This is a genomic window from Streptomyces sp. ITFR-21 (genome assembly GCF_031844685.1).
Taxonomy (GTDB): Bacteria; Actinomycetota; Actinomycetes; order Streptomycetales; family Streptomycetaceae; genus Actinacidiphila.
In genome coordinates, this window is record NZ_CP134605.1 from 2,077,063 (window position 1) to 2,092,646 (window position 15,584).

At 73.9% G+C, this 15,584-nt stretch carries 16 protein-coding genes; 4 read left to right on the forward strand and 12 right to left on the reverse strand.

The features are described 5' to 3' along the window. Positions 1–236: 236 nt before the first annotated feature. From RLT57_RS09250 to clpS, 7 genes are all read right to left on the reverse strand, one after another. Positions 237–989 carry an MBL fold metallo-hydrolase gene (locus RLT57_RS09250; protein ID WP_311296887.1) on the reverse strand — a complete coding sequence of 251 codons (753 nt, stop codon included), beginning with the start codon at positions 987–989 and terminating at the stop codon, positions 237–239. A gap of 307 nt (positions 990–1,296) precedes the next feature. Continuing rightward, on the reverse strand, positions 1,297–2,247 hold the full coding sequence (locus tag RLT57_RS09255; protein ID WP_311296889.1) for a PLP-dependent cysteine synthase family protein: 951 nt from the start codon (positions 2,245–2,247) through the stop codon (positions 1,297–1,299). Next, positions 2,247–2,525, reverse strand: coding sequence for a MoaD/ThiS family protein (locus RLT57_RS09260; protein WP_311296890.1), 279 nt, complete (start codon positions 2,523–2,525; stop codon positions 2,247–2,249). The genes RLT57_RS09255 and RLT57_RS09260 overlap by 1 nt, the downstream gene beginning before the upstream one ends. Before the next feature lie 185 nt (positions 2,526–2,710). Further along, on the reverse strand, positions 2,711–3,121 hold the full coding sequence (locus tag RLT57_RS09265; protein WP_311296891.1) for a M67 family metallopeptidase: 411 nt from the start codon (positions 3,119–3,121) through the stop codon (positions 2,711–2,713). Between the two features lie 27 nt (positions 3,122–3,148). Continuing rightward, positions 3,149–4,633, reverse strand: a complete 1,485-nt coding sequence (locus RLT57_RS09270) for an amino acid permease (protein ID WP_399128333.1) — start codon at positions 4,631–4,633, stop codon at positions 3,149–3,151. 129 nt (positions 4,634–4,762) lie between these two features. Further along, complete coding sequence (locus tag RLT57_RS09275; protein WP_311296892.1) at positions 4,763–5,335, reverse strand: DUF2017 domain-containing protein; 573 nt, start codon at positions 5,333–5,335, stop codon at positions 4,763–4,765. Beyond that, entirely contained in the window at positions 5,335–5,646 is a 312-nt protein-coding gene (clpS, locus tag RLT57_RS09280) for an ATP-dependent Clp protease adapter ClpS (RefSeq protein WP_311296893.1), read from the reverse strand. The genes RLT57_RS09275 and clpS overlap by 1 nt, the downstream gene beginning before the upstream one ends. A 127-nt stretch (positions 5,647–5,773) precedes the next feature. Here clpS and RLT57_RS09285 point away from each other — a divergent pair, with 127 nt between their 5' ends. Continuing rightward, complete coding sequence (locus tag RLT57_RS09285; RefSeq protein WP_311296894.1) at positions 5,774–7,102, forward strand: nicotinate phosphoribosyltransferase; 1,329 nt, start codon at positions 5,774–5,776, stop codon at positions 7,100–7,102. Between the two features lie 80 nt (positions 7,103–7,182). Beyond that, complete coding sequence (locus RLT57_RS09290) at positions 7,183–7,770, forward strand: nicotinamidase (protein WP_311296895.1); 588 nt, start codon at positions 7,183–7,185, stop codon at positions 7,768–7,770. Between the two features lie 110 nt (positions 7,771–7,880). Here RLT57_RS09290 and RLT57_RS09295 read toward each other — a convergent pair whose 3' ends face one another. Then, on the reverse strand, positions 7,881–8,195 hold the full coding sequence (locus tag RLT57_RS09295; protein WP_311296896.1) for a hypothetical protein: 315 nt from the start codon (positions 8,193–8,195) through the stop codon (positions 7,881–7,883). Positions 8,196–8,306: 111 nt separating this feature from the next. Beyond that, complete coding sequence (locus RLT57_RS09300) at positions 8,307–10,721, reverse strand: immune inhibitor A domain-containing protein (RefSeq protein ID WP_311296897.1); 2,415 nt, start codon at positions 10,719–10,721, stop codon at positions 8,307–8,309. Between the two features lie 383 nt (positions 10,722–11,104). Between RLT57_RS09300 and RLT57_RS09305 the strand changes: the two genes are divergently transcribed. Then, positions 11,105–11,389: a hypothetical protein gene (locus RLT57_RS09305; RefSeq protein WP_311296898.1), complete on the forward strand. Its 285-nt coding sequence runs from the start codon at positions 11,105–11,107 to the stop codon at positions 11,387–11,389. Positions 11,390–11,662: 273 nt separating this feature from the next. Here RLT57_RS09305 and RLT57_RS09310 read toward each other — a convergent pair whose 3' ends face one another. From RLT57_RS09310 to RLT57_RS09320, 3 genes are all read right to left on the reverse strand, one after another. After that, positions 11,663–12,133: an RDD family protein gene (locus RLT57_RS09310; RefSeq protein WP_311296899.1), complete on the reverse strand. Its 471-nt coding sequence runs from the start codon at positions 12,131–12,133 to the stop codon at positions 11,663–11,665. A 414-nt stretch (positions 12,134–12,547) separates the two neighbouring features. Then, positions 12,548–13,309 carry an RDD family protein gene (locus tag RLT57_RS09315; RefSeq protein WP_311296900.1) on the reverse strand — a complete coding sequence of 254 codons (762 nt, stop codon included), beginning with the start codon at positions 13,307–13,309 and terminating at the stop codon, positions 12,548–12,550. Positions 13,310–13,483: 174 nt separating this feature from the next. Further along, the gene (locus tag RLT57_RS09320; protein ID WP_311296901.1) at positions 13,484–14,845 is read right to left on the reverse strand and encodes an RDD family protein; all 1,362 of its coding nucleotides are present in this window, start codon (positions 14,843–14,845) and stop codon (positions 13,484–13,486) included. Positions 14,846–15,090: 245 nt separating this feature from the next. On the opposite strand from RLT57_RS09320, the gene RLT57_RS09325 reads away from it, so the two are divergent. Then, positions 15,091–15,570: an SsgA family sporulation/cell division regulator gene (locus RLT57_RS09325; protein ID WP_311296902.1), complete on the forward strand. Its 480-nt coding sequence runs from the start codon at positions 15,091–15,093 to the stop codon at positions 15,568–15,570. Positions 15,571–15,584 lie beyond the last annotated feature (14 nt).

Here is a 15,584-nt window from a genome sequence, read left to right on the forward strand (position 1 = left end):
TGTGCCTCCTGGTTCGCGGGCCCACCGGCGGGTCCGTGATCTCACGGTAACGCACGGTTGGCCCACCTTCGCGGGCGCTCGGCCGCCGTGTGGATCAGCATGGCGGTCATGGGCGCCGACCGGGTACGGCCGGCTCCGGCGCCCCCTTCGCGGCGGGCGGGTACGGGGGCCGGGGCGGCGGGGGGGGCAGCGGGGGGAGCGGCGGCAGGGCGGTGGGAGTGGCGGGGCGGCGCCGCCTACAGCTCGTAGGTCGCGCCCGCCTTGGCCAGCTCCACCGGTCCCTCGAACGCGGCCTGCGCGTCACGGAGGTTGACCGCCGGGTTGGTCCACGGCGGGATGTGCGTCAGCACCAGCCGCTCCGCACCGGCCCGGTTCGCCACCTGCCCGGCCTCGCGGCCGTTGAGGTGCAGCTCGGGGATGTCCTCCTTGCCGTGCGTGAAGGACGCCTCGCACAGGAAGAGGTCCGCGCCCTCGGCCAGCCCCTCCAGGGCGTCGCACGGGCCGGTGTCACCGGAGTACGCCAGGGTGCTGCCGTCGTGCTCGATCCGGAAGCCGTACGCCTCCACGGGGTGGCTGACCAGGTCGGCGGTGACGGTGAACGGGCCGAGCCGGAAGGAGCCGGGTTCCAGGGTGCGGAAGTCGAAGACCTCGCTCATACACTTCTCGTCCGGCACGTCGCCGTAGGCGATGTTCAGCCGCCGCTCGGTGCCGGCGGGGCCGTAGACCGGGATGGCCGAGGCGGGGCCGCCGTCGTGCCGGTAGTAGCGGGCGACGAAGTAGCCGCACATGTCGATGCAGTGGTCGGCGTGCAGGTGGCTGAGGAGCACCGCGTCCAGGTCGTAGAGCCCGCAGTGGCGCTGCAGTTCGCCGAGGGCGCCGTTGCCCATGTCGATCAGCAGCCGGAAGCCGTCGGCCTCGACGAGGTAGCTGGAGCAGGCCGAATCCGCGGACGGGAACGACCCCGAGCAGCCGACGACGGTGAGCAACATTTCGGGAAACACCTCCGTGGGCGCGCCGCATCGCCCCAGACCGGCTCGGGTGGGGGGTGGCGGGACGGCCCGCCGTTCTTCGAAGGGTAAGCGCGGTGCGCTGCGCGTGCTCGGTTGCGGCGCCCCGTTGTGGGCGGAATCACCAGCACGGGTCCGCTGCCGCTGGGCTCGGCGGTGCCGGGGCGGCGGCGGGCGCCCTCCTCCCCTCTCAAGCGCCGGGCGGGCTCCCCCCGGTGACCGCCGATCGCCTCCCCGCCCCCGAACGCCGGGCGCAGGCGGCAGGCGGTGGGGGGGACGGGCGGGGCCGTCAGGCCCAGAGTTGGCCCTGGAGGAGGGTGACCGCCGCCTCGGTGGTGGGCGCGGTGTAGATGCCGGTGGACAGGTACTTCCAGCCGCCGTCGGCGACGATGAAGACGACGTCGGCCCGCTCACCCGCGCGGAGCGCCTTCGTGGCGACGCCCAGGGCCGCGTGCAGCGCCGCGCCGGTGGAGACGCCGGCGAAGATGCCCTCCTGCTGGAGGAGTTCGCGGGTGCGGCGGACCGCGTCGGCGGAGCCGACGGAGAAGCGGGTGGTGAGTACCGCCGGGTCGTACAGCTCCGGCACGAAGCCCTCGTCGAGGTTGCGCAGCCCGTAGACCAGGTCGTCGTAGCGCGGTTCGGCGGCCACGACGGCGACGCCGGGGGCCTTCTCACGCAGGTAGCGGCCGACGCCCATCAGCGTGCCGGTGGTGCCGAGGCCGGCCACGAAGTGGGTGATGGTGGGGAGGTCGGCGAGGATCTCCGGGCCGGTGCCGGCGTAGTGGGCGCCGGGGTTGGCCGCGTTGCCGTACTGGTAGAGCATCACCCACTCGGGGTGCTCGGCGGCCAGTCCCTTGGCGATGCGGACCGCGGTGTTGGAGCCGCCGGCCGCGGGTGAGGGAATGATCTCGGCGCCCCACATGGCCAGCAGTTCGCGGCGCTCCTGCGAGGTGTTCTCCGGCATCACGCAGACCATCCGGTAGCCCTTGAGCCGGGCGGCCATCGCCAGCGAGATGCCGGTGTTGCCGGAGGTGGGCTCCAGGACGGTGCAGCCGGGGGTGAGCCGCCCCTCGGCCTCGGCCTGCTCGATCATGTGCAGGGCCGGGCGGTCCTTGATCGAGCCGGTGGGGTTGCGGTCCTCCAGCTTCGCCCAGACGCTCACCTCGTCGGAGGGCGACAGCCGCGGCAGCCGGACCAGCGGGGTGTTGCCGACGGCCGCCAGCGGGGAGTCGTACCGCATCAGCGCATGCCGCCGGCCACGGCGGGCAGGATCGTCACGCTGTCGCCGTCGGTGAGCTTGGTGGCGATGCCGTCCAGGAAGCGGACGTCCTCGTCGTTGAGGTAGACGTTCACGAACCGGCGCAGCTCGCCGCCGTCCACGACGCGGTCCCGCAGGCCGGCGTGCCGGGTGTCCAGGTCGGTGAACAGCTCGTCGAGCGTGCTCCCGGCGCCCGCCACGGCCTTCTCGCCGTCGGTGTAGGTGCGGAGGATGGTCGGGATGCGGACCTCGATGGCCATGACTGCGCTCCTGTGAGTGCGTACTGTGTGCGCTGGTAGCGCGCTGGGTGCCTGCGGAGAGGGTCGGTGCTGCCGGTCGGTGCGGCGCGGTCCCGCGCGCGGACCCGCCGCGTGGGGGAGAACCCCCGCCCCATCGTATCGATTCCCTCTGACGTGCCGAGACGCCCGTCCCGCCATCCGGGACGTCAGGCGCCGGGGGGCACCACGGCCACGGGTTCCTCGGTCACCGCGCCGTCCACGATGCGGAACGAGCGGAACTGGAACTCCTCCGCGGTGGACACCAGCACGTAGTGGGCGCCGGGCTCGTTGGCGTACGAGACGTCGGTGCGCGAGGGGTACGCCTCGGTCGCGGTGTGCGAGTGGTAGACGATCACCGGCTCCTCGTCCCGGTCGTCCAGCTCGCGGTAGAGCGTGAGCAGGTCAGTGGAGTCGAACTCGTAGAACGTCGGCGAGCGGGCCGCGTTCAGCATCGGGACGAACCGCTCGGGGCGGTCGCTGCCGGCCGGGCCCGCCACGATCCCGCACGCCTCGTCCGGGTGGTCGGCGCGGGCGTGGGCGACGATCGCGTCGTACAGGTCCTGGGTGATGGTGAGCATGCCGGAAAAGTAACAGGGGCGGCCCGGTCACAGAGAGGCGGCGTCCGGGGCGCTCTGCGACAGCGGCCCGTCGGGCGGGCGGCGGCGGAAGGCGGCCGGGTTGCGCCGTTTCAGGACGGGGTAGCCGGCCGCCAGCGCGGCGAACCAGACCGGCGCCCCGTACAGCGAGATCCGGGCGTCGGAGTCGGCGCCGATGAGCACCACGACCAGGCCGAGGAAGCCGAGCGCGCACCAGCTGGCGGCGGCCCCGCCGGGCGCGGCGAACCAGCCGGGCGCCGCCCGGCCGGCCCGTACGGCGGCCCGGTAGCGGATGTGCGCGGCCAGGATGACCCCCCAGGTCCACACCCCGGCGACGGTGGCGAAGGCGGTGATGTAGGTGAACGCCCCGGCCGGGTCGACGTAGTTGAGCCAGACGCCGACGCTCGTCACGCACGCCGAGGCGAGGGTGCCCAGTGCCGGGGTGCGGCGGGCGGTGAGCCGGGTGAAGACCCGCGGGCCCTGTCCGTTGGCGGCCAGGTCGCGCAGCATCCGGCCGGTGGAGTACATGCCGGAGTTGCAGGAGGACAGGGCCGCCGAGAGCACCACGAAGTTGACGACGCCGGCCCCGAAGGGGATGCCGATCCGGGCGAAGGCGGCCACGAACGGGCTGACCCCGGGCCGGAACTCGGTCCACGACACCACGCAGAGGATGACGGTGAGCGCGCCGACGTAGAACAGCGCGATCCGCCACGGCAGGGTGTTGATCGCCTTCGGCAACGTCCGGCGCGGGTCGCGCGCCTCGCCGGCGGTGACGCCGACGAGTTCCACGGCGACGTAGGCGAACATCACGATCTGCAGGGTCAGCAGCGAGCTGCCGACGCCGTTGGGGAAGACCCCGCCGTCGTGCCACAGGTGGGTGACCGAGGCGGTGTCGCCGGCCGCGGACACCCCCAGGGTGAGTACGCCGGCGCCGATCAGGATCATGCCGAGGATGGCGGTCACCTTGATCATCGACAGCCAGAACTCGACCTCGCCGAAGAGCCGTACCGAGACCAGGTTGGTGAGCAGCAGCGCGGTCAGGAAGCCGAGCGCGGCCAGCCACTGCGGGACGGCCGGCCACCAGTAGGCGAGGTAGGTGGCCGCCGCCGTCACCTCGGCCATGCCGGTGACCACCCACATCAGCCAGTACGTCCAGCCGGTCGCGTAGCCGGCGAACGGGCCGAAAAACTCCCGGGCGTGGTCGGCGAAGGAGCCGGCCGCCGGGCGGTAGCTGAGCAGCTCGCCGAGGGCCCGCATGATGACGAAGACCGCCGCGCCGGCGACCGCGTACATCAGGATCAGGCTGGGTCCCGCCTGGTGGATGGCCCGGCCGGCGCCGAGGAAGAGGCCGGTGCCGATGGCGCCGCCGATCGCGATCATCTGGATCTGCCGGCCGCCCAGCCCGCGGGCGTAGCCCTCGCCCGCCCCGGTCCCGGTGCCGTTCCCGGGCGGGGCGCCCTCGGCCCCGGCCGCCGCGCCCGTCGGATCCGTCATGTCCGGATCCGTACCCCGGGGCCCGCTCCGGCGACCCGCCCGTACCCGGGCGGCCCAGTCCCGCTCGGCCACCCGGCCGACCCGTCCCCGCGCGGCCCCGCGCGGCCCCGCGGGGACGGCCCGGCCCGGTCAGCCCGTCAGCACCTCGACCAGCGACTCCTGGAGGCCGCCGAGCCACAGGTACGCCATCATCAGCGGTTTGCGCTCGTCGTCGTCCGGCAGCGCGTCGAGGCCGCCGCCCGGTCCCTCGCCGTCGTCGGTGACCTCCAGCCGGGAGCCGAGGGTCAGCCGCAGGTCGTTGAGGGCGCCGAGCCACTGCCGGGCCTGGTCGGCGCTGAGCTTGAGCACCGGGCCGCCGAGGTCGAGGCCGCCGATCACGGCGAGGGCGTCCTCGCGTTTGCGGGCGCGCAGGTCGTTCTCGGTGAACCGGCGGAACTCCGAGGCGTCCTCGGTCTCCGCGTAGGCGTCCGGGAACAGCCGGGCCAGCGCCGGGTCGTCGGGCGGTTTGCCGGGGCCCTCGGCGAAGAGCGCGGCCAGCGGGTCGTCGTCGGCGCCGGGCGGCGGGTCACCGGGACCGATCAGCTCCAGCAGCTGCACCAGCAGGCTGCGCAGGATGGAGATCTCCACCTCGTCCAGCGCGATGGCGGCGCCGCCGCCGCGGACCGGTTCGAACAGGCCGAGACGGGCCCGCCGGCGGGCCATCAGCGGTCCTGCGAGAGGGTCGCCCACAGGCCGTAGCCGTGCATGGCCTGCACATCGCGCTCCATCTCCTCGCGGCTGCCGCTGGAGACCACGGCGCGGCCCTTGTGGTGCACGTCCTTCATCAGTTTGGTGGCCTTGCTCTTGGAATAGCCGAAGTACGTCTGGAAGACGTACGTCACATAGCTCATCAGGTTGACGGGGTCGTTGTGCACGAGGGTCACCCACGGAACGTCCGCCGCGGGAACCTGGAAGGGCGCTTCGCTCGACTCGGGACGCTCGATCTCGACAGGTGCGACACTCACAACCCCCATGCTGCCGCGCCCCGGGGGCCTCGCACAAACGGGCGTGCGCCGGGCCCGGCCGGACGGCTCGCGTGTGAGCGCGCCCACACCCGGCACATCTCGTCAATCTGACGAGATGCGGGGTAGCATCCTCGGCATGAGCACAGCAGACCTGGGACTGCCGGTGGACGTGCCGTCCACGGCTTTGTTCACCGACCGGTACGAGCTGACGATGCTGCAGGCGGCCCTGCGCAGCGGCGCCGCGCACCGCCGTTCGGTCTTCGAGACCTTCACCCGCCGGCTGCCCGAGGGCCGACGCTACGGCGTGGTGGCCGGCACCGGACGGGTGCTGGACGCGGTGGAGAACTTCCGCTTCGACGGACCGGTGCTGGACTTCCTGGCCCGCGAGGCGGTGGTGGACGACACCACCCTGGAGTGGCTGGCGGGCTACCGCTTCTCCGGCGACATCTGGGGCTACCCCGAGGGCGAGGTGTACTTCCCCGGCTCGCCGATCCTGCGGGTCGAGGGCACCTTCGCCGAGGCGGTGGTGCTGGAGACGGTGGTGCTGTCGATCCTCAACCACGACTCGGCCATCGCCGCGGCGGCCTCCCGGATGGCCGTCGCGGCCGGCGGCCGGCCGCTGATGGAGATGGGTGCCCGCCGCACCCACGAACTGGCCGCGGTGGCCGCCTCCCGCGCCGCCTACGTCGGCGGTTTCCGCTCCTCCTCCAACCTGGCGGCCGGCTTCCGCTACGGGCTGCCCACCATCGGCACCAGCGCGCACGCCTTCACCCTGGTGCACGACACCGAGCGGGACGCCTTCACCGCCCAGGTGGAGTCGCTCGGCCGGGGCACCACCTTGCTGGTGGACACCTACGACGTGGCCGCCGCGGTCCGCACCGCCGTCGAGGTGGCCGGGCCCGAGCTGGGCTCGGTCCGGATCGACTCCGGCGACCTGCTGCTGCTCGCCCACCGGGTGCGGCAGCAGCTGGACGATCTCGGCGCGGCGAAGACCAGGATCGTGGTCACCTCGGACCTCGACGAGTACGCCATCGCGTCGCTGGCCGCTGCGCCGGTGGACTCCTACGGCGTCGGCACGTCACTGGTGACCGGCAGCGGCAACCCGACCTGCTCGATGGTCTACAAGCTCGTCGCCCGCGCCGCCTCCGACCTGCCCGGCGCGCCGCTGGTGCCGGTGGCCAAGAAGTCCATGGGCGGCAAGACCAGCGTCGGCGGCCGCAAGTGGGCCGCCCGCCGGCTGGACGGCGACGGCGTCGCCGAGGCCGAGGTCATCGGCAGCGGCGAGATCCCCGCCGGCCTCGTCGACCGCCAGCTCCTGGTCCCCCTCGTGCGGGCCGGCGAGATCGTCGGGCGCGAGCCCCTCGACGCCGCCCGCGACCGCCACATCCGGGCCCGCGCCGGCCTCCCGCTGTCGGCCACCCAGCTCTCCCGGGGCGAACCGGTGCTGCCGGTGGAGCTGCACTGAGCCGAGGCCCCACTACCCGGGGTTCCGGGCACCGCCTACCCTCAGGGTTACCCGACCCCCCGATCCCGCCGGAGCGGCACATGCATCGCGCACTCATCGTCGTCGACGTGCAGAACGACTTCTGCGAAGGCGGCAGCCTCGCGGTGACCGGTGGGGCGGACGTGGCCGCCGCCGTGACCGACCTCATCGGCGCCTCCGCGGGCTCGTACCGCCACGTGGTGGCCACCCGCGACCACCACATCGACCCGGGCGGCCACTTCTCCGCCCACCCGGACTTCGTCGCCTCCTGGCCGGTGCACTGCGTGGCCGGCACCGAGGGTGTCGGCTTCCACCCGAACTTCGCCCCCTCGGTCGCCTCCGGCGCCGTCGACGCGGTCTTCTCCAAGGGCGAGCACGCGCCCGCCTACAGCGGCTTCGAGGGGCGCGACGAGAACGGCACGGCGCTGGCCGAGTGGCTGCGGGACCGGGACGTCACCGAGGTGGACGTGGTGGGCATCGCCACCGACCACTGCGTACGGGCCACCGCCCTGGACGCGGCCCGCGAGGGCTTCACCACCCGGGTCCTGCTGGACCTGACCGCGGGCGTCGCCCCCGACAGCACCGTGCGGGCGCTGGACGAGCTGCGCGAGGCGGGGGTGGCGCTCAGCGGGCAGCCGGTCAACAGCTGACCGGGCGGCCGGGGCGCACCCCGGCCGGCCGCTGACGGGCGGTGTGCTCATCGGCCGCTGACCCGGCGGCCTCCTGACGGGCGGCCGGTCGCCGGCTGCCGGCCGGCGGGTCAGGCGCCGCGCGCCACCCGGCCGAGCGCCGAGATCGGGTGCCAGGGTTCACCCGGACGGGCGTGGTACTCGCGCCAGATCAGGCCGTCCGGGTGGTGCAGCACCGCGTTGGCCTCGTCCGGGCTGGGCGGTTCCGCGTTGCCGCTGAGCCGGGTGCCGCGAAAGCCGAGGTTGCTGAGCCGGGTGAGGGCCCGCTGCCGGTTCTGGGCGTGGACGAGCACCCGCACGGTGTAGCCGGCGCAGGTCGGGTGCGACAGGGCCAGCGCGACGACGACCGTGCCGCCCGGGAGCCTGATGAATCCGCCGACGGCCATGGTCACATCATCGGCGGTCCGGCCGCCGCCCACCAGAGGGCGACGGCCGGACGCAGCGTCATCGCAGGTCAGACGCCATGTGCTGATAATCACCGGCCGATCGGCCGGCCCTCAGCGGTGGGCCGGGCTCACCAGCAGGGTCAGCGTGCTGCCGTCCAGCGGCTCGCTCACGATGCTGATCCTGGTGTTGGTGTCCGGCACCTTGACGCCGCCGTACGGGTTGCTGTCGTACCAGTACGTGCCGTAGTGGTCGTCGAAGATCGGCGAGCCGAGCTTCGGGGCGACCCTGGCGGCCACGCCGCCCTTGTGCAGCGTGAAGCCGCTGCTGGGGTACCAGCTGAACGGCGCGTCGTACGCCTGGATCCGGTTGCGCATAAGGGTGCCGTCGGACCACTTCTCCGGCTTGGCGTGCGCGTCCACCGGCAGGATCTGGCCGGCGCCGGGGTGCAGGCCCACGTTGTTGTCGGCCTGGGAGGTGTCCCACAGCCAGACCAGCAGACCGGTCTGGTAGGGGAAGTGCTCCACCCAGTCCGGCTTGGTGCCGGTCCAGCCGAAGTTGTACGGGCCCGTCTTCAGCGTGCTGTCGTACGAGACGTACTGCCGGTTCTCCGCCACGTAGTACTCGGGGTAGTCGTTGGTGAACGACGCGCCGATCCGGGAGAAGCCCTTGGCGGTCCAGCCGTTGTCGTCGGTCTCGGCGCCGTCGCTGAGCACGCCCTGCCCGTCGGCGGTGACGGTGATCGCGTCGGCCGCGAAGCCCTGCTGCGCGACGCCGCCGTCGGTCAGGTAGCGGAACCGCAGCTGGATCTGCCGGCCCGCGTAGGCGTCGAGCGGGAAGGCGAGGTCCTCGTAGGCGCCGGAGGTGCCGGTCAGCGCCGGGGCGTCACTGCCGTCACGCGGGATGGACCGGCCGTTCGCGGTGCCCTCCAGGGCGGTCCAGCTCGCGCCGCCGTCCGTGGAGACCTCGGTGTAGAGGTAGTCGTAGTTCTCCTCGATGTCCCACCAGCCCTTGAGGTTCAGCGAGGCGGAGGCGGCACCGGTGAGGTCGACCGAGCGGGTCAGGGTGTTCGACAGGTTGTCGCCCATGCCGCTCCACCACTGCTTGGCGCCCTCGGCGGGCGCGGTGATGGTGGTGGTGACGGTCTTGTCGGGCAGCTGGACGACCAGCGCCTGCTTGTCCTTGGTGTTGTACTCGGCGACGCCCAGCTTGGCGGTCGAGGTCTTGCCCGCCTTGGCGGTGGCGTAGTTCAGCCAGCCGAGCTGGAGCTTGTCCCAGGCGTTCATGTCGTCGGGGAGGTCGCCGATGGCGTTCTTGCCGGTGCCCATCCAGGAGCCGGACGACATCAGGGTCCAGAAGGCGGTGCTGTTCTCGCCGATGTACGTGGTGTCGTACTCGTCGGGCAGGCCCAGGTCGTGGCCGTACTCGTGGGCGAAGACGCCGAGGCCGCCGTTCTCCGGCTGGAGGGTGTAGTCGCCGATCCAGATGCCGGTGCTGCCGATCTGGGTGCCGCCCGCCTTGTTGCCGGTCGGTCCGGTCCGGCCGACGTCGCTGCCGTAGGCGTACCAGCGGTGCGCCCACAGGGCGTCCTCGGCCTGCGCGCCGCCGCCCGCGGACTCGTCCTCGCCGGCGTGCACGATCTGGAAGTGGTCGATGTACCCGTCGGGCTCGTTGAAGTTGCCGTCGCCGTCGAAGTCGTAGCGGTCCCACTGGTCGTACTGGGCCAGGTCCGCCGTGATCTGGGCGTCGGTACGGCCCTGCGCCTTCTGGTCGTTGACGTACGCGGTGGTGGCGTCGCGGATCAGGTCCCAGGCGCTGGAGCAGGTGCTGGCCCCGCAGTAGTTGGAGCCGTAACGGGCTTCGTTCCAGGGCACCTTGACCCAGGCGGAGACCTCGCCCTGCACCGAGTAGCGGCCCGAGGACTGCTTCTCGTAGTACTTCGCCAGCGACTCCGTGCCGGAGGCGTGCGAGAAGTACAGGTCCTGGAAGTGCTGCTGGTTGTAGTCGGCCTGCCAGGCGGTGCTGTTGTCGGTCTTCGGGTCCGGCTCGGCGATGGTGTTGTGCGCCGGGCCGGGGGTGCCGCCGTACTTCACGACCGGCGCCTCGGGTCCGTCCGGACCGTCCGGGTCGTAGGTGGTGGTGCCGTCCACCTGGTTGCCGAACTCGGCCAGGATGGTGAAGATCTTGTCGGTCTTCTCCCGCCCCAGTTCGACGTACTTGCTCTTCTTGCCCTTGCCGCCGCCCAGTTGGACGACCTTCGACGCGCCGCGCTGCTGCACGGCGGCCTCGCCGGACACCACCTGCTGGAGGGCGGCGGAACGTTCCGCCGTCTCCTGCTCGGTGAACGGGCCCGGCAGGTTGTGCGGCTGCGCGGTGGCCGGGTCGTGTGCCGCCGCCGGCGCGGGGTGCGCCGAGTCCGCCGCCGGCGTAACCGCGTAGGCCCCCGCGGTGGTGACCGCGGGTATGCCCAGTACGGCTATCGCGAGGGCGAGGGCGGCGGTTCTGGGTATCCTCCGCTGAGTTTTCAAGATCCTTGACCTCCCCTTGGGAAAGGCCATTGCACCGGAGTGGCCGGAGAAAAACCAGATCTTGACTTGCGCATGGCACACCAGTACGTTTGCCGGTTTCGGCGCACCGCTCAGCGGACACACCGCCACCATCCGGCGGGCGCAAGGCCGTTGGCGGGTCACGCGTGCGACCCCGTGCGCCCCCCGCGTGCACCGCACCGGGGGTGAGTCAGTGCTTACCCCGTGTCAGGCCCGGGCATGCCGAATCGTAGAACCACCCGGCGGCACGCCCCGGCGACACCTGCCGGCCCCCGCGCCGCCGTGCCCGGCCGCCGGTCCCAGCCGGCCCCCTGACCGACCCGTCGGCGTGCCCCCGCTTCGACGTACCGAGGACGGATTCCCCGATGCCACGTCCTACGAACGCGCAGGTCGCCTACGGGCTGACCACCGTGGTGCTGTTCACCTTCGCGGTGCTGCTGCTGACCGGGGCCCGCTCGGGTGCCGCGGTCACGGCCGTCGCTGCCGGCGGGCTGCTGCTCGGCCTCCTTGTCGCGGCGGGCACCGCGGCCCGCGACCGCCGCCCCGCCGCCCCGGCCCCGGACCCGGCCTCCGCGACCGCGGTGCCCCGCCCCCGGGTCCGCCCCGGCACCGCCGACCGCCGGCTGAGCGAGGAGTCCCTGCGCCGCTGACCCCGGCGCCGCGCCCCCGTCGGCCTCGTCCGCGCGCGGGGCCCGCTGTCCTGCCGCCCGGCGCCCGCCGGGGCACGCGGGGCACGCGCGAGCAGCCGCGGCGAACCCGCACGGCCCGCCGCCCGGGGGCCCGCCCCCGGGCGCGGGGGACCGCGCGCACCATGTCACCGACCCAAGGGGCCACCCACCAAGGGGGCGGGGAACCGCGCGACCAGCCACAACGAACCCGCACAGCGTCACCGACGCCAAGGGCCGCCCCGCCCGGCCCAGGGGTCACCCCGCGGCCACCACCACGGTCCCGGCCGCCTTGTCGTGCAGGCACTGCCGGTTGGGCCGGTCCCAGGCGCACCACAGGGAGTCCAGCAGCCAGTACAGCGGGCCGATCAGGACGACGAGCAGCACACCGGGCAGCGCGTAGACCGCGGCCCGCGTCCAGGCCGGCCGGCCTGCGGGCACCGCGCCGCCGTCCAGCAGCACCACCCGGATCCCCAGCACCATCTTGCCGAGCGTCTGGCCGCGGGCCGACGTCATGGCGCCCTCGTAGGCGAAGTACAGCACGAACACCAAGGCGCTGAGCAGCACCTGGTCGGCGTAGGAGAAGTCGTCGGGGGAGGTCGGCCCGGCCAGCGCCGCGGCCAGCAGCCAGTCGATCGCGACCAGGACCACCGTGTCGATCACGCGGGCCAGAAAGCGGCTGCCGAGCCGGGCCGGCGCGGGGGTGCCCGAGGGCAGGTCAGCGGTCATGGCTGATCAGTAAATCAGCCATCCGGATGACCGTACAGCGAGGTCCGGAGGATTCCGGGACCCGCCGACGCGGTCGGGCCGGACCACGCCGGGCAGGTCCTCGGCGGCGGCCGGCGACAGGGTACGGGGCCCGCGCGCGGACCGGGTGCCGGGGCGGCGCGCGGGCCGGGGCAACGCCGACCGCCCTGCCGCGAAAGCCGGACCGGCGCGCGGGCCGCCGAGGCCGGTGCGGTGCCTTCCCTCGGCGAGAACCGAGGCTGCGCACGGGCCGCCGGGCCGGAGCAACACCACCCGCCCCACCGCGAAAGCCGAAGCGGCGCAGGCCGCCGGACCGGCACCGGGCGGAACCGGTCGGCACGCGGCACACGCCCGTACCGGGTGCCGGGTCCCCGCCCCGGCCCCCGCCCCGCAGCCTCAGGTCACCTCGACCACCACGGTCCTGGCGGCCTTGTCGTGCACTCCCTGCCGGTAGGGCCGGTCGAGGGCGACCGTGACGCCGATGAGCAGGAACCAGACGCAGTAGCAGCAGAAGACAGGGAGCCACAGCACGGCCGCCCGCACCGCGGCGGCCGTCGGTGTCGGTACGCTGCCGTCCGCCAGCATCGCGATCCGCAGGCCCATGGCCCGTTTGCCGAGGGTCTGGCCGGTGGCCTTGGTCAGATACCACTCGTAGAGGAACCCGACGACGGCCGCGAACACCCCGCCGACCGCCGAGCGGCCGACGTTCACGTCGCCGCGCTGCGCGCCGATCACCGCCCACTCCAGCAGGTACGCCGGGACCAGTACGACGACGACGTCCACGATCCGGGCCAGCACCCGCCTGCCCCGGCCGGCCAGCGGCGGCATACCGGCCAGCGGGTCGGGACCGGGCCGCTGCCCGGGGCCCGGGGGGCCGTCCGCGGAGGGGTTCCGCCCGTACGGGCCCCGGTCGTACGGGCCCTGATCGCGCGGCCCCTCGCCGTACGGGCCCGGACCGTACGGATCCCGGTCGTGCGGGCTTTGGCCGAAGGGACCGCCGCCCTGGCCGCCCTCCCCGTCCGCGTGCGGACCACCGGGGGGCGGGGCACCGTGCGGGCCGCCGTACGCACCGTCGCCGGACGGCGGACCGCCGCCGTCCCCGGGCCGCTTGGCGAACGGGTCGTCAGGGGATCCGGGGCCCGGCTGATCGGTACTCATGTCCCGAGTCAACCCCGGGGGTACGGCGGGCGCCCCCCGCGCGATCCGTTCGGGGTATCCGGGACGGACCGCTGCGGGCCCGGCCGGACGACGCCAGCCGCGCGGCCGGTTCGGTCACCCGGTCCGCCGCCCGCCGGGCCCGTCGAGCGGTCACCCGGTCACCCGGTCGACGGGTCAGCCGCCCGCCACGAAGGTACGGGCCGCCTTGTCGTGCCAGCACTGCTTCCACGGCCGGTCGAACAGGCACCACAGCAGCCCGAGCGCACCGACCACCAGCACGTCCAGCACCGCGCGCGTCAGCCAGCGGCGCAGACTCGCTCCGAAGCGCGGCGGCGTTTGCGCCTCGATGTCCAGCACCCGCAGACCGACCAGCTTCTTGCCCAGCGTCCGGCCCCACTTGACGGTGGGCAGCACCTCCAGCAGCAGCCCGGCGGCGACCGCGACCACCAGCACCGCGCCGAGCTGCACCCCGGTGGTGCCGTCGATCAGGTACACCCTGACCGTCTCACCGGTCAGTCTCGCCGCGTCCACCTTGTCCTTGGCGTGGTGGTACGCGGCCGACCCCAGCGGCAGCGCCGCGGCGCCCACCACGGCGGAGGCGACGACGGTGTCGACCACCCGCGCGGCGAACCGCCGGACCAGCCCGCCCGGCCGCTCCGAGCGCAGCGCGCCGGCGAACGGGTCGGCGGCCACGGGACGCCACGGGGCCGCCGGCCCGGCGGCGCCCTGCGGCTCCCCCTGCCGGGCCAGGTCGTGCACCCGGGCGGCCCAGGGCGCGCCGGACTGCGGCGCGGCCGGCGGCGGTTCGTACTGCGACAGCGGTTGGGGCCGGGCCTGGGGCAGCGGCTGGGCCGGGGACTGGGGCTGCGGCTGGGCCGGGGACTGGGGCTGCGGCTGCGGCTGCGGTGCGGACGGCTGCGCGGGCTCCGCGGGCGCGGGCCGCAGCGGCTGCGGGACGGGTTGGACCGGCGGGATTGGCTGGGCGTACGGCGGCGGCGCCTGCCGGGCCTGCGGCACGGCCCGGGGCCGCGCCGACTGCGAGTCCGGCCGCGGGTCCGGCTCGGGCGAGCCCCAGGAGATCCGCGGCGGCTCGCCGGTGCGCGGCACCGGCCAGGCGGGCCCGGACGTCCCGGCCAGCGGCGCCCGGGGGTCCTCGTCCAGGTACACCGGCCCCAACTCGTCCACCGGGGACGCCGGAGCCGGTGCGGGCGGCAGGGCGGCACGGTGCCCGGCAGCCGCCGCGGACGCGGGCCCCTCGGCCCGGGGCGCCCGGGGGTCCTCGTCCAGGTACACCGGCCCCGACTCGTCCACGGCGGGCGCGGGCGGGGCGGGCGCGGGCGGGGCGGGCGCCGGGATCACGGCCGGGCCCGGCACCGGCGCCGGGCCGTCGTCGACCGGCCGGCTCGTACCCGGAACCCACGCCGAGCCGTTCCAGTAGCGGATGTAGTGGGGAATCGACGGGTCAGGGTAGTAGCCCGGGACCGGCGAGGCGGAGTGCGGCGAAGAACCGGAGGAGCCAGAAGTGGGTGCGCTCATGGTTCACGGATTCCGTATCTGCTCGGCCGGCTTGTGCGTCCACATCTACCAGAACGACGGACCGGACGAACCCACTCCCGCCCGTCCTTAACCCCTGCGTGCCGCCGTGCGCCCAGGGTTCGGTAAAGGTGAACCGAATTTTCGGAACCCGCGTAATGGTTGGAGAGGCACACGCTCTCTCCAGGTGCAGGCCCCCGAGTCAACCTCCCCGCAGGGGCCCCCGCGCCGAGGAAAGGACGTCGACCATGCAGACCGTGGTGGAACGCGAACTCGAAATGCAGCTCGTCCTGTCACCGGAACGCAGCATTCCGGTACCCGCCAGGCTGGCCTACCGCTCAGCGGACCCCTACGCCGTGCACATCACCTTCCATGTGGGCTCCGACACGCCGGTGCAGTGGACGTTCGCCCGCGAGCTGCTGGTGGAGGGGGTGTTCCGGCCGTGCGGCCACGGCGACGTGCGGATCTGGCCGACGAAGGTCAGCGGCCGCAGCGTCATCTGCCTGGCGCTCAGCTCGCCGGACGGCGACGCGCTGCTGGAGGCGCCCTCGGCCGTGGTCTCCGCCTGGCTGGACCGCACTTTGCGGGTGGTCGCCCCCGGCGCCGAACACGAGCAGTTCAGCCTGGACGACGGGCTCAGCCGGCTGCTGGCACCGGCGGCCGGCGACGAGGGGTGGCCGCGCGACCCGGGCGCGGGCCGGGACGACGGCCCGGACGCCACCGCGTGATCGGGGCCGGCCGG

Bases quoted from the DNA above. Each gene is read 5' to 3' on its own strand.
- RLT57_RS09325 (WP_311296902.1), top strand. From the start codon at position 15,091: ATGCAGACCGTGGTGGAACGCGAACTCGAAATGCAGCTCGTCCTGTCA.
- RLT57_RS09255 (WP_311296889.1), bottom strand. From the start codon at position 2,247: ATGCGGTACGACTCCCCGCTGGCGGCCGTCGGCAACACCCCGCTGGTC.
- RLT57_RS09275 (WP_311296892.1), bottom strand. From the start codon at position 5,335: ATGGCCCGCCGGCGGGCCCGTCTCGGCCTGTTCGAACCGGTCCGCGGC.
- RLT57_RS09285 (WP_311296894.1), top strand. From the start codon at position 5,774: ATGAGCACAGCAGACCTGGGACTGCCGGTGGACGTGCCGTCCACGGCT.
- RLT57_RS09295 (WP_311296896.1), bottom strand. From the start codon at position 8,195: ATGGCCGTCGGCGGATTCATCAGGCTCCCGGGCGGCACGGTCGTCGTC.
- RLT57_RS09265 (WP_311296891.1), bottom strand. From the start codon at position 3,121: ATGCTCACCATCACCCAGGACCTGTACGACGCGATCGTCGCCCACGCC.
- clpS (WP_311296893.1), bottom strand. From the start codon at position 5,646: ATGGGGGTTGTGAGTGTCGCACCTGTCGAGATCGAGCGTCCCGAGTCG.
- RLT57_RS09250 (WP_311296887.1), bottom strand. From the start codon at position 989: ATGTTGCTCACCGTCGTCGGCTGCTCGGGGTCGTTCCCGTCCGCGGAT.
- RLT57_RS09290 (WP_311296895.1), top strand. From the start codon at position 7,183: ATGCATCGCGCACTCATCGTCGTCGACGTGCAGAACGACTTCTGCGAA.
- RLT57_RS09260 (WP_311296890.1), bottom strand. From the start codon at position 2,525: ATGGCCATCGAGGTCCGCATCCCGACCATCCTCCGCACCTACACCGAC.
- RLT57_RS09310 (WP_311296899.1), bottom strand. From the start codon at position 12,133: ATGACCGCTGACCTGCCCTCGGGCACCCCCGCGCCGGCCCGGCTCGGC.
- RLT57_RS09320 (WP_311296901.1), bottom strand. From the start codon at position 14,845: ATGAGCGCACCCACTTCTGGCTCCTCCGGTTCTTCGCCGCACTCCGCC.
- RLT57_RS09305 (WP_311296898.1), top strand. From the start codon at position 11,105: ATGCCACGTCCTACGAACGCGCAGGTCGCCTACGGGCTGACCACCGTG.
- RLT57_RS09270 (WP_399128333.1), bottom strand. From the start codon at position 4,633: ATGACGGATCCGACGGGCGCGGCGGCCGGGGCCGAGGGCGCCCCGCCC.
- RLT57_RS09315 (WP_311296900.1), bottom strand. From the start codon at position 13,309: ATGAGTACCGATCAGCCGGGCCCCGGATCCCCTGACGACCCGTTCGCC.